The sequence below is a fragment of the Acinetobacter schindleri CIP 107287 genome (assembly GCF_000368625.1).
Taxonomy (GTDB): Bacteria; Pseudomonadota; Gammaproteobacteria; order Pseudomonadales; family Moraxellaceae; genus Acinetobacter; species Acinetobacter schindleri.
Window position 1 is genome coordinate 76,942 of record NZ_KB849575.1, and the last position, 12,936, is coordinate 89,877.

10 protein-coding genes and 1 riboswitch are annotated in these 12,936 nt (G+C 41.7%); of the genes, 3 read left to right on the top strand and 7 right to left on the bottom strand.

The window, feature by feature from the left end; genetic code table 11:
* From F955_RS16765 to F955_RS03660, 6 genes are all read right to left on the bottom strand, one after another.
* Positions 1-698: KGG domain-containing protein (locus F955_RS16765; protein ID WP_004891485.1), on the bottom strand; the 698-nt coding region annotated here is incomplete at its 3' end.
* An 808-nt stretch (positions 699-1,506) separates the two neighbouring features.
* Complete coding sequence (locus F955_RS03640; RefSeq protein ID WP_004891487.1) at positions 1,507-2,952, bottom strand: protein adenylyltransferase SelO; 1,446 nt, start codon at positions 2,950-2,952, stop codon at positions 1,507-1,509.
* A gap of 125 nt (positions 2,953-3,077) precedes the next feature.
* The gene (locus F955_RS03645) at positions 3,078-4,244 is read right to left on the bottom strand and encodes an acyl-CoA desaturase (protein WP_004891489.1); all 1,167 of its coding nucleotides are present in this window, start codon (positions 4,242-4,244) and stop codon (positions 3,078-3,080) included.
* 516 nt (positions 4,245-4,760) lie between these two features.
* Complete coding sequence (locus F955_RS03650; protein ID WP_004891492.1) at positions 4,761-5,474, bottom strand: glycerophosphodiester phosphodiesterase; 714 nt, start codon at positions 5,472-5,474, stop codon at positions 4,761-4,763.
* Between the two features lie 148 nt (positions 5,475-5,622).
* Positions 5,623-6,204, bottom strand: a complete 582-nt coding sequence (locus F955_RS03655; protein ID WP_004891496.1) for a cob(I)yrinic acid a,c-diamide adenosyltransferase — start codon at positions 6,202-6,204, stop codon at positions 5,623-5,625.
* A 94-nt stretch (positions 6,205-6,298) separates the two neighbouring features.
* The gene (locus tag F955_RS03660; protein WP_004891498.1) at positions 6,299-8,137 is read right to left on the bottom strand and encodes a TonB-dependent receptor plug domain-containing protein; all 1,839 of its coding nucleotides are present in this window, start codon (positions 8,135-8,137) and stop codon (positions 6,299-6,301) included.
* 38 nt (positions 8,138-8,175) lie between these two features.
* Positions 8,176-8,394: riboswitch (cobalamin riboswitch) on the bottom strand.
* A 145-nt stretch (positions 8,395-8,539) separates the two neighbouring features.
* On the opposite strand from F955_RS03660, the gene F955_RS03665 reads away from it, so the two are divergent.
* From F955_RS03665 to F955_RS03680, 3 genes are all read left to right on the top strand, one after another.
* Positions 8,540-9,181 carry a phosphoribosylanthranilate isomerase gene (locus F955_RS03665; RefSeq protein WP_004891499.1) on the top strand — a complete coding sequence of 214 codons (642 nt, stop codon included), beginning with the start codon at positions 8,540-8,542 and terminating at the stop codon, positions 9,179-9,181.
* Positions 9,165-10,394, top strand: a complete 1,230-nt coding sequence (gene trpB, locus F955_RS03670; RefSeq protein WP_004891501.1) for a tryptophan synthase subunit beta — start codon at positions 9,165-9,167, stop codon at positions 10,392-10,394. Before F955_RS03665 ends, trpB begins: the two co-directional genes overlap by 17 nt.
* 609 nt (positions 10,395-11,003) lie before the next feature.
* Positions 11,004-11,996, top strand: a complete 993-nt coding sequence (locus tag F955_RS03680; RefSeq protein WP_004891504.1) for a DUF2804 domain-containing protein — start codon at positions 11,004-11,006, stop codon at positions 11,994-11,996.
* A gap of 50 nt (positions 11,997-12,046) precedes the next feature.
* Here F955_RS03680 and F955_RS03685 read toward each other — a convergent pair whose 3' ends face one another.
* Entirely contained in the window at positions 12,047-12,925 is an 879-nt protein-coding gene (locus F955_RS03685; protein WP_004891506.1) for a metal-dependent hydrolase, read from the bottom strand.
* Positions 12,926-12,936: the final 11 nt, after the last annotated feature.

Here is a 12,936-nt window from a genome sequence, read left to right on the forward strand (position 1 = left end):
CCACGATCATCATCATCGTCGTCATCACGGTTGCGACCGCGACCTCGACCGCTGGAACGACCACGATCGTCATCATCATCGTCATCACGGCTGCGTCCACGACCTCGACTGCTGGAACGACCGCGATCGTCATCATCATCGTCATCACGGTTACGACCACGGCCTCGACCATTTGAGCGGCCACGATCGTCATTATCATCGTCGTCATCACGGCTGCGACCACGACCGCTGGAACGACCGCGATCGTCCTCATCATCGTCATCACGGTTACGACCACGGCCTCGACCAATTGAGCGGCCACGATCGTCATCATCATCGTCGTCATCACGGCTGCGACCACGACCGCTGGAACGACCGCGATCGTCCTCATCATCGTCATCACGGTTACGACCACGACCACGACCGCTGGAACGACCCCGATCGTCATCATCATCGTCATCATAGCTGCTGCGGCGTCCTGAATGACTACGGCTACCAGCTTCACGGGCTTCTTCTGAGGTAAATTCATGTGCATTACCGCTTCGATGAGCCGCACGTCCTGCTTCTCTGGCTTCTTCAGAGCTAAATTCGTGAGCATTTCCACTGGCATGGGCAGCTCGACCGCCTTGACTTGCTATTTCTCGTTGTCTTTCGGAGTCCATACTTGCAAATCCGCGATTTGAAGTACCTGTATCGTTATCATTATCTTGAGTTGCCATTTTTTTCCTTCCTTTAAATTATTTTTTTCAGCAAAGGTTAATTTGCCTGTACTAAGGTAGGAGCTAAAAGCTAAATACAGAATGGATATTATGTGACTGAATTTAAAAATAGTAATACCAGTTTTTATTTTTATTATTAGAAAATGAAGAGTTAGTGTTCGATCTGTATTTTTTAATTACAGAGAACGACAATTCAATTTTATTATTTTACGCATAAAAATAAAGAGAGTAGGAAAATAGGAGTTATGTATATATTCTGAGACTTCTCACTATATTTTTTAAGTTTACTAGGTTAAGTCTGTTAATTATTTTATTAAAATAATTGAGGAATAAGCTCATTTATAAATTTAAAAAGAATTAAGAAAATAAAAAAATAACAATAATATAGGAGATAATAAATAATTTTTTTAGAAGGCAAATAATTTGATCTGCTTCAATAGTTCAATATCTTTCTGCTTCATTCGAGATAAATTAAAAGCCACCTGTTGATAAGAGTTTTTTCATCAACTCTTTGATTGGAGATGCATCGAGATTTGGCTCTTCCAATCCTATAATTTAATGTTTTTTATTCATATGCCAACTGATGCGGATATAAGGGTAAATATCTCGTAGTATTTTTCTATATTCAATTTTCAGCTTAACTGTATACATCACTGCTCTCACTGAACGATTGGGTACAACTGACCTCATGGAGAGAGTGTGATTTTCAGATGCTATTGGGTACAAGGTCATAAGCTTTGAATAATTTAAAGAAAAGTTGTGGATAATTTAAATATTATCCACAGCTTAGTGGAAAGTTGTGAATAAATTAAGATGAACAACTCACCATGACTTCTGGGACATCACTTGGTAAAGGGCCTAAATCTTCAGGCTGTTCGAGTTCTGATTGCTTGGTAAATGGCTGGCCAAGTAACTTGAACAGGCGATCTACTTCTGAGAAGTCATCTGCTTCAGCAAGCTCGATAGCTTTCTGGGCCATATGATTACGCAAAATATAATATGGATTAGCTTTAGTCATTTGCGTATCCAGCTCAGTGGTATCTTGAAACTCGCGAATAGTTTCATACTGGCTCAAGAAACTTTCAAAAGCACGACGGTCTAAGCAATCATCCTTAATGACGTCATACTCTTTATTCTGCAAACGGATAAAGCTTTGCGTGTAGTCCAATTGCTCAGATTGCAAGATACGCAGGAACGCCATGGCACAATCAAAACTGTCTTTATGAAAACCTGGCAAGCCCATTTTCTGATTTAGACCGAGTTTATAGTGCTCAAGGAAAGTCGGCTCGTAATGCTCTAAACAAGCTGCTAAATCCTGCTTCCATTGTTCCCTGTCATAGTCAGTAGGGCAGAGTGGTACAAGATTATTCAGCCATTGCCATAAATTCCAGTGAGCAATACTTGGTTGCTGTTGATAGGTATAACGCCCTTGATAATCCGAGTGGTTATTGATCCAGTTCGGGCGGAAACGCTCCATAAATCCATAAGGACCAAAGTCCAGTGTAGAGCCGGTGATATTCAGGTTGTCGGTATTCATGACGCCATGAGCAAAGCCGACCAGTTGCCACTTCGCAATCATCACAGCCGTACGTTGAATAACTTTTGTTGCAAACGCCAGAATCGGCTGCTCTGCTTCAAGACATTCTGGATAATGCCACTCCATACATTTCTGGGCAAATTCACTTAAAATATCAGGTTGATACTGATTGATCCATTCAAAATGACCAAAACGAATATGACAGTCGGAGGTCCGTAACATCATCGCGCCAGGTTCAAGTTTTTCACGCTGAATCCCTTGAGCAGAGGAGGTAAAACCAACAGCATTACTCGAAGCAATACCTAAACAGTTTAGGGCATGGCCTGCAAGATATTCACGAATGACTGAACGTAATACAGCACGACCATCGCCCATGCGGGAATATGGTGTAGATCCGGCACCTTTTAAATGTAGTTCAATAGTCTGATTATTTTTATCCAGAATTTGCGCAATCAACAGACCGCGTCCATCACCGAGCTGTCCCGCCCATTGGCCGAACTGATGCCCGGCATATACCATTGCGAGGGGTTCAAATTCAGCAAAAGTTTTCTGACCACTACAAATTTCTATCCATTCAGCTTTGTCCTGTTCCGACCACTGCAGCCGATCAGCCAAAGCCTCATTGAAATGACCTGCTTTAGGTTCTTTTAATGGAACCGGTTGTTGATGATGATAGAGGCGGGGAGGGAGCGTGTTATAACGAGCATTAAAGTGCATAGCAATCAGATTTAACGTATGTTTAGTTCACTATAACAAAGAATGATAACGAAAACTGTTGATCATTTTTGACCAGCTATAAATAGAAAATGCCCCGAATTCGGAGCATTTGTACAGTATCTAAATTATTCAGATACTGGCGTTTTTTTCAGGTTACGAACCAGTAAATTCAAAGTTTCACGGTGATGAGACAGGCGTTGTTCCACCAGCTGGAATTCCATCTTCAACTTGTCATCCATCTGATGGATTCTTTCAGCAACTGCTGCCTTTTTCACTTGAATTTCTTTTTCTTTCAGCTTGGCCCAGTCATTCAGGGTTTGTGTGAAAGCATCATATTCAAGGGCAATCTTGCTTTTGACATTGGCAATGTCTTCATTAACATCATGACCATACACGGCAAGATCTTGCTCGGCATATTTAAACTTCATTGCCAGCTCAGCTTTCTTGATGTTAAAGCTTGGAATACGGCGTAGGTTTTTTGCCAGCCCCAGTTTAGAGCAGGTCCAGATCAACCATTTTGTTGGATCATACTGCCACCATTTCACCCCATTACGGTAATCGTACTGGAAAATGTGATGGTAGTTATGATAACCCTCACCCCAGGTTGCAATTGCTAACCAGAAGTTATCACGTGCTGTATTTTCATCGGTATATGGACGTGAACCCCACATGTGACACAATGAGTTAATGAAGAAAGTCACATGATGGCTCAGGATTAGACGAACCAGACCACCGAGTAACAATACGCCCCAGACATCGCCTACTGCCCAGCCAATAGGAAGCAGAATCGCAGTATGCACAGCAATCACCAGCGGTACATAGTACTTGTGCTGGAACATCACGACTTTGTCATTCTGTAGGTCAGGTGCATTTTTGTAGTTCGGTTCTGCTGCCGGATAATCACGAAGCATCCAGCCCAGGTGCGCATACCAGAAACCATTGTTGATCGAGTATGGATCTTTTTCGACATCATCGACATGGCGGTGATGGGTACGGTGACCTGAGCCCCAGTATAAAATACTATTTTGTACAGCAAATGTACCCATGATCATCAGAATGATTTTTAGTGGTAAAGTCGCTTCATAAGCACGATGTGCCCAAAGACGATGGTAACCCGCTGTAATACCAAGGCTACTGACGCCAAGTAAAACAAACATACTGATCCAGGCAGCAAGACTGAAATCATGGTGATACGCATACAACGGGATCGCAATGACAGCTACGATTGGCAATGCAACCAAAGCAAATACAGCGACCCAGTTAATTGGGGCTTGAGGTAGGGGAGCATTCATCTCCAACAGCACTCCTGGAACCTAGGAAGAAGATGTTTCTGAACCTAGGAAGGTATATCTAAAAGGCCAAATCCTCTAAGCTTTATAGGGGATTGAACTTATGCATATTAACATGGGCAATAGGGTGGCACTAGCTTTATTGCACAGGTGTATTGTACTTATGAGTAACAGAATAATTAAAACGAAATGTGACATTTTTAAGCTGTGATAAGGTGCAGTTTTTAACTATCAAAATTAAGAATTTGACCTGTTACGAAGCAGAAAATTTCTATTTAGTTCATGCGTGTATCAGTATTAGCCATATAAAAATAAGTTCAAAACAAATAGTTCTAAAAATGTATTATCAGTCATGACCATCAGGTCAGTACTTTCATGGAAGCTCTCCATAATGAGTACACTGTTAATAAGATTAGATACAGATGTATAGCAATACGTTTACTCAGCTTTTCACTATCTGATAATTAAAAGAAAACCTCTTAAATCTAAGAGGTGGAGAAAACAAAAAAATTATTATCTTTAGAGTTGTTGCAGCATAAGTTTAGGATAATCAGTAATTAAACCTTGTACACCTAAATCACGTAATTCTTTGGCACGCTCAATATCGTTGACTGTCCATACACTGATATTCAGTTGGGCAGTTTGAGTTGCCTTAATCATTTCTTTGTTGGCCAATTCATTCATCCAACCAATCTGACAACAACCCAGTTTAAGTGCCTGATCAATGGCTTTATGTTTTACATCAGTTTCAATCAATAAACCACGCTTAAACTGTGATTTTTGTTGTTGCAGTGCAGCATGAATTTTGGCATCAAAACTGGTAATAATAGCTGAATGTTCAAAGCCCTGGAGTTGTTGCTGTAATTCCAGGGTGATTTGTTCCGCGGCAGCTTCGGAAGCCACTTCTTTGATTTCGACTTCGATATGATCAAAGTTCTGAATGACATTTAAAGTCTGGTTTAAAAGGGGAGTTGGTTCAACCTGATTCCATTCAGACCATTGTACGGCATGATTATATGGGGACAGTTCTTCACGGCTGCATTCATAAAGATGCTTTTGCTGGCCTGTGGTACGTACAAAATCATCATCATGCATAATAATCAAGGCATTGTCTTTAAGTTGACGTACGTCAAACTCAACCGCGCGAATCCCGATTTCCTGAATATATTGAAATCCACCGAGGGTGTTTTCTGGTGCTTCCCCACGCGCACCACGATGGCCGATTATACGCATGTTGCGATAACCTGAAAAAATAAAGATAAATACATGATGTCGAATAATTATGACGGAACAATGACGATATTCTGCGCCATTGGAACTTTATTGCAAAGATCGTCGACGCAGATTTTTCTGTGGAGTTTAATAAGTTTTAGCGGTTTTATTAATCAATAGTTTCATTGATATTTTTCTGCCATAGTACTTCAGAACCGCCTTCAGCACGTTGTAAAGTACGTGAAGCTACAAATAACCAGTCTGATAGGCGGTTAAGTAGTTGAAGTGAGGTTGCCTGAATATTCTGGTCACGGCTGTGTACAGACATGACACTGCGCTCAGCTCTACGGCAAACAGCGCGCGCCTGATGGGCATAGCTACAAGACAATGAACCAGCCGGCAAAATAAAGTCTTTCAGCATTGGTAAGGCTTCATTCATACGGTCAATATCATTTTCTAAAAAATCAATAGATACCGGTTGAACCAAGTTAAAACCGGGAATACAGACCTCACCACCCAAATCAAACAACCAGTGCTGGATCAGGCTAAGTGATTTGTCCCAAGTCGCTTTATCTTCAATTGGACTTATACTGATCTGGGAGCGTAATACACCAATGGTTGCGTTGAGTTCATCGACATCACCCAAAGCGGTGATACGTAAATCATCCTTGGCAACACGTGAACCATCACCCAGACCTGTGGTACCTGAATCGCCGGTACGGGTATAGATCTTACTTAAACGGTGGCCCATAATAGATCCTTAAATAATTAAATGCTGTAAATAAAAAGAATCATGCCATAGGCATGACATGATTCTCAAAAGTATTTGTTCAAGCTGGATGAAATTAGTATTTGAAAGTTACACCGGCAGAGGCAAGGCGGCCGCCGTTGATGTAGTAACTGCCGCTACCATAAGCTGTACGATATTTGCTATCACCCACATTTTGAATATTAGCAAATAACTTCACAGCTTCATTAACGTTGTAATAACCATGCATATCAATATTGAAATGACCTGGAATACGGACATTATCGTATGCGCTATTATCAGAAGATGAGTTAGCAGTCAGGGTAGTAGAAAAACCAAAAGTTGGTTCCTGCCAACCAGTCGTAAATGCTGCTTTTTGACGAGGGCGACGGCTCAAATCTTCATTTGTGGAATCATCTTGGGCCCGTACATAATTGTATGTTGCATTCGCATAAAGATGTTCGCCAGCCCATTTCAGGTAAACTTCAGTACCCTCAAATGTCGCCTTGTCCAAGTTTTTAAATTTATAACCCGTTGCACCAGTCGCATCAATTAAATGATCTACTTGATTTCGATATAGGGAAATACCACTACTAAACCCATAAGTAAGTTTTTGATCTAAACCGATTTCATAAGAAATACTTTCTTCCGGTTTTAAATCCGGATTGCCAGATGAACTATATAGCTCATTCAATGTGGGTGAACGGAAAGCTGTACCGATATTTGTATAAATACTAGTTAGTGGCAGAATCTGATAGCGAACAGCAGCCTGTCCTATTGTATGAGTACCATATTGTTCATGATCTTCAATACGAAGGCCAACCTGTGTGTTTAAGCCAGAATGATTGTATTGGTGTTGAATGTAATAACCTTGAGAATCTACGTCGGTATCATATTTTTTGCCATATGATAAAACGTCACCTTTAATATTCTGGAAAGTGGAACCAAGTAAAATATTTTGGTGAGGGGTGATTTGCCATTTACCGTATAGTTCAGCTTCCTGAGTTTTACTTAATACATAATCAAGTTCGCCAAGGTAATTAGGATCATTTTGATACAGATCATCTTTGAACTGAGATAATCGTGCATTTAGTTCAATAGAAGGCTGGACTTGAATATGACCTTTCAGGTTAATAATTTCATTTTTGAAATCCTGATCGGTCAAAGCACCAAAATTATCATATTGGCTGTTGCCTTCATTTTGGCTGTAGTCTAAAGACAGACCGTAAGCATCTTTATCTACACCAATTTTGGCACTATAGCCTTTTTGTTCGAAAGCAGCTTTAGGGTTATTTTTAATTTCTTTAACTGCTGTTCCATCTGTTTCTAAGCGTTGACCACGGATTTGGGCATAAAGTCCGTCTTCGGCCAGATCAGCGCCTACCAATGATTTATAAGTTTTATTTTCGCCGATTTCTCCAGTAACAAATGCACTTGTTTTTTCAGGCGTTTTCGAAATGAGTTGTATCACACCACCAATAGCATCTGTTCCATAAAGTACAGATGCTGGGCCTTTGAGAATTTCAATTTGCTTGATATCGGTCGTATCAAGGAAAGGAATACTTGCAGCACCTGTAGTTGCGGTATTTAAGCGGACACCATCCCGTAGAACTAGCGTTTGAGTCGAGTTTGTACCCCGAAGAAAAATTGAGGATTGCTGTCCCAAGTCACCTAATTGGACAATATTTGCTGAAGCTTCTGATTTTAAAAGCTCAGGAAATGAGGCTATAGGAGATTGCTCAAGGACTTGTGGCTCAATAATCGAAATTCGCGCTGGCACATTTTCAATTTTTTCCTCAGAACGTGTAGCGGTCACTACAATCGTATTTAAAGATGCTCTAGCAATATTTTGTTCAGCAGCATGAACAGAAGATGTGAAACCCAACGCAAGTGCGATCGAACCCGCTAAAGCAGCAGGCTGAAATTGAATAGTCATGATATGTGTTCCATACATTCACTCCCCGTGAATGATTGAGTTAAAGAACACAACAAGCAGGTATCCGGACTTAAATGTGCAGGGCCGTTGCCATGCTGCCAATCCACCTTCCCACATCTCTATATCGTTGTATGCAGTGGTGTAAACCTGAGGTTTAAACTGATTGACGTTTCATTTTTTACCGTTGCGGGGGCAGTGCTGGATTTACACCAGCTTCCCTAAAGCAGAAAGCTTTAACTTGTTGCAAGTTGAGCGCAGTATAAGTCGAGCATGTCATTTAAACAATCTGAATAAATAAATATCAGATCGAACTTTACGCAAGCTATAAAAATTGCTTTACAATGATTTGCTCAATTTTATAGATCGGCTATGACATTGAGGAAATTTTCGAGCCAAATCAATATGCGAACCCGTGCCAAAATTTGTGGAATTACCCGAGTTGAAGATGTACATGCTGTAGTCAATGCAGGCTGTGATGCGATTGGATTTGTATTTTATCCGCCGAGTCCACGTAGTGTGACTTTAGCGCAGGCTGAAATACTGATTCAGACGGTTCCCGCTTATGTACAGGCAGTGGGATTATTCGTAAATAGCAGTGCCGATGAAATTCAGACTATTTTAAAAACCGTGCCGCTGGATATCCTGCAATTTCATGGTGATGAAACTCCAGAGCAGTGTTGGTCGATAGCCAGACAGGTTGGACGCCGTTGGTACAAAGCCATTCAGGTCAAACCCGGTCTGGATGTAGTAGCTGAAATTCAAAAATATCAGGATGCAGGCGCAAGTGCAGTGCTGTTAGACGCATGGCATCCAGACTTAAAAGGTGGAACAGGGCATAGTTTTGACTGGACCACTTTCCCTAAACTCAATATTCCTTTGATCTTGGCAGGGGGGTTAAATCCTGACAATATCGAACAGGCAATTCTCACCACACATGCGTATGCGGTGGACGTGAGCGGCGGTGTCGAGTCCGCAAAAGGTATTAAAGACCAACAACTCATCGAACGCTTTATGCAAGGAGTCCTACGTGGATCAGCAAAATAATGTGATTGACTATACCCAATTCCCTGATGCAAAAGGGCATTTCGGTATTCATGGCGGGCGTTTTGTGTCAGAAACACTTATGGCAGCTCTGGAAGACCTGGAGAAGCTGTATTTCCGTATGAAAAATGACGAACAGTTTTTGGCAGAATTCGACCGTGACCTCGCTTACTACGTAGGTCGTCCAAGTCCGCTTTATCATGCTGAACGATGGTCGAAAGAGTTGGGTGGTGCGCAAATTTACTTGAAACGTGAAGACTTAAACCATACAGGTTCGCATAAAGTAAATAACACGATTGGTCAGGCGCTGTTAGCAAAACTATCTGGTAAAAAACGTATTATTGCGGAAACTGGTGCAGGTCAGCATGGTGTTGCAACAGCAACCATCGCAGCACGTTTGGGTCTTGAATGTGTTGTATATATGGGCGCAGATGATGTAAAACGTCAGGCCATGAACGTGTATCGTATGCGTTTGTTGGGTGCAAAAGTTGTTGCAGTAGAAAGTGGCTCTAAGACTTTGAAAGATGCCATGAATGAAGCAATGCGCGATTGGGTGACAAATGTTGATACCACATATTATGCAATCGGGACGGTAGCAGGCCCACACCCGTATCCGCAACTGGTTCGTGATTTCCAGTCGATTATTGGTCGTGAAGCACGCCGTCAGATTCTGGAACAGGCGGGTCGTCTTCCAGATGCTCTGGTTGCTTGTGTCGGTGGCGGTTCAAATGCGATTGGCTTATTCTATCCATTCTTGAATGATCAAGATGTGAAAATGTATGGCGTTGAAGCAGCAGGTCATGGTATCGAAAGTGGTAAGCATTCTGCGCCATTGAATGCTGGTCATGTCGGTGTGCTACACGGTAACCGCACTTATCTGATGTCTGACGAACAAGGTCAGATTATCGAAACGCATTCGATTTCTGCGGGTCTGGATTATCCAGGTGTTGGACCGGAACACAGCTTCCTGAAAGATATGGATCGCGTGAAATACGTACCGATCAATGATGAAGAAGCATTACAAGGTTTCCGTGACCTCACCAAGATCGAAGGTATTATTCCTGCGCTAGAAAGCTCACATGCGATGGCATACGTGACTAAACTTGCTCCAACGATGTCTAAAGACCAGATCATCATTGCCACTGTTTCAGGTCGTGGTGACAAAGACTTGATGACTGTTGCAGGCATTGATGGCGTGGAAATGGTCGAGATGTAAACAATCTCCTTAACCCTCTTTATCAAAGAGGGAATAGCCCTCCTTTGAAAAAGGAGGGTTGGGAGGATTTAAAAATCGTATTCAAGCAATTGAGTGCGATTTTTTATTTTTAAAAAGATGGAATATTTTCCAGAAATTTGAATCGTGAATCAGCGACATGGATGTCACCCGTATTTCTGTGAAACAGGAAAGTAGCATCAGAAATACAAAATAGTTTTGTTACTTTTGCCGAAACAAAAGTAATAATTTACTAAAGAATCAATATGCAGACTTATAATGAAAATGGGTGTGCGAGAAAAATGCTTCAAAAACTTTTCTGCAGGTAGATATTACTTTGGAAAAGCCCAAAGTAACCAAAGGTTTTTTAATCAGCAGACATTACATCCTGATAATGCTGCTCAACGGGCGACATCCATGTCGCAAAAAAAGTCTCCTATACAGATAACTAAAATTTTGGATCCTCAGAAAAAGAATAAGATTCAAATGAAATCAAATTCTTGCTAGTAATTTGGCGATAAACGGTAGAAAAATTTCCTTATCAAGACTAAGGAATTAGCATAATATTGAACACGGCTGTATAAACTCTCCGACTTAGATGGAATGCCTTATATGGATTTAATTCAGGCAAATGGACAACCCCGTTACGGACGTTTCAAAGAGATTCCCAAAAGTATCGATTACAATGCTTACCAGTACAAAACTCCTTATGGCCAGATTGTTGCCGGCTGGCGTAAGCATCTTAAATACAAAAAATTCAAATTCTGTAGCATTCAGCATGAACACTACAGTATTGGCGTAGCGATCGCTGATATTGCCTGGGCAGGGCATGGTTTCTTCTATATCTATGATCATCAGACCAATGAAGTACGGGAATGGAATGCGATCAATTTTCTGTCACGTCACACTGTTTTAGATGAACAGCCGCTGTTTAATCATAGTTATTTCCATAAATCTCCTTACCAGATTGAAATTCAGCATGCCAATGGTGTGCGTTATATCACTGTGACCAAATATGGAGATATAAAGCTGAGTGCCCGGATTTTCTGTGCCGGAACAGATCCACTCAGTATGTGTAGTCCAACAGGTATTAATGGCTGGACTTATACCCAGAAATTAACGACTTTAGGCTGTGAAGGACATTTTGTTAACAAACAAGGGCAGACCATCCAGTTTAATGAACGTACCTTTGCTTCACTGGATGATACCTGTGGTTTTCTGCGTCCCGAAACAGCATGGTTCTGGTTATCCTGTAATTTTTGGGATACCAAGCAGAACCGGATTGGAATTAATCTTGCATCAGGCGTAAATGAAAGCTTTGGCAATGAAAACTGTCTATGGGTGAACGGTAAGATTTATGCCTTGACCGACGTGCTGTTTCAGCAGGAATCAGAAAATCAGTGGAGTATACACTCACTGGATGAGAAGCTAAATTTGCGTGTGACTACGGGCTGGCGCCGTTATGAAAATCTGAATCTGCGTCTGGTCGGTAGCCAGTTTAGCCAATGGCAGGCACGAGTATCCGGGACCATTCAGCAGGATGATCAGGAATATGTATTGCTAGATGAATATGTTTTGCTTGAACAGCATTATGCCAAATGGTAATCATCAGCAAGAAAAAAGCCTTTAGTTAAAGGCTTTTTTCTTTTATTTTTTTAGTCTTTAGCTGCTCGCCAGAATGCTTCACCTGCCTGAATTGGATCATCGGTTTCACTCAGTGTTTTTACCCAGACGTCGTATTGAGCAATCACGGGATGCTGGCTAGGATGGAAATCCTTTTTAAACCAGTCACGATACTGTTTGCCCATACGGGTCAGCTTGCCTTTTCTGCCAAAGAACCATGGCAGGCCGCGAATATTCATCTGCAGACGTTGGCGTGGCGTAAACCCGTCATGCTTTAACATCACATTGGCCCGATAAATGGTAAAGCCGATCATCAATACACTGGTCCATGCTAAGGTGAACTTTCGTAGATTTTCTGGTACATCGCCCACTTGTTTCATTACATCAAACGCAACATCACGATGTTCCATTTCCTCGATTGCATGCCAGGCAAACAGGGCACGCACATAAGGATGCGCTTCTTTCAAGGTGTCTTTATAAGCATAGAAGGTTTCTGCCATCAGCGCAGTCATATGCTCAGCCGCAGCGGTCATGGCAATGTTGTATTGAGGTGAGCGTTTTTCCAGTTCGAATTTAAAAATTCTGTTTAAACGCTGAATGAATTGATCTACCGGCATACCTTGCTGTTTCATGATCTGGTTCATCTTTTCATGCGCAATACCGTGTTGTGCTTCCTGACGGATAAAGTCTGCTACACGTTTTTGCAGGTCAGGATCGGTAATTTTATCGCGAAACAGGCGTACGCTTTGAATGAAGTAGCGTTCACCATCCGGGAAAGTCAGGCTCAAGGCGTCAAACATACGGGTTAGGAAAGGATCACCGCCAAACCAGAAGCGAGGAATTTCATCAAGTTTAAAGTCAAGATTGGTGCGAACCACCGGCTGTACAGTTGTTTTTAATGGTGCATTCATCTTTTGTCATT

Bases quoted from the DNA above. Each gene is read 5' to 3' on its own strand.
- F955_RS03655 (WP_004891496.1), bottom strand. From the start codon at position 6,204: ATGGGCCACCGTTTAAGTAAGATCTATACCCGTACCGGCGATTCAGGT.
- F955_RS03685 (WP_004891506.1), bottom strand. From the start codon at position 12,925: ATGAATGCACCATTAAAAACAACTGTACAGCCGGTGGTTCGCACCAAT.
- F955_RS03650 (WP_004891492.1), bottom strand. From the start codon at position 5,474: ATGCGTATAATCGGCCATCGTGGTGCGCGTGGGGAAGCACCAGAAAAC.
- F955_RS03660 (WP_004891498.1), bottom strand. From the start codon at position 8,137: ATGACTATTCAATTTCAGCCTGCTGCTTTAGCGGGTTCGATCGCACTT.
- F955_RS03645 (WP_004891489.1), bottom strand. From the start codon at position 4,244: ATGAATGCTCCCCTACCTCAAGCCCCAATTAACTGGGTCGCTGTATTT.
- F955_RS03680 (WP_004891504.1), top strand. From the start codon at position 11,004: ATGGATTTAATTCAGGCAAATGGACAACCCCGTTACGGACGTTTCAAA.
- F955_RS03640 (WP_004891487.1), bottom strand. From the start codon at position 2,952: ATGCACTTTAATGCTCGTTATAACACGCTCCCTCCCCGCCTCTATCAT.
- F955_RS03665 (WP_004891499.1), top strand. From the start codon at position 8,540: ATGCGAACCCGTGCCAAAATTTGTGGAATTACCCGAGTTGAAGATGTA.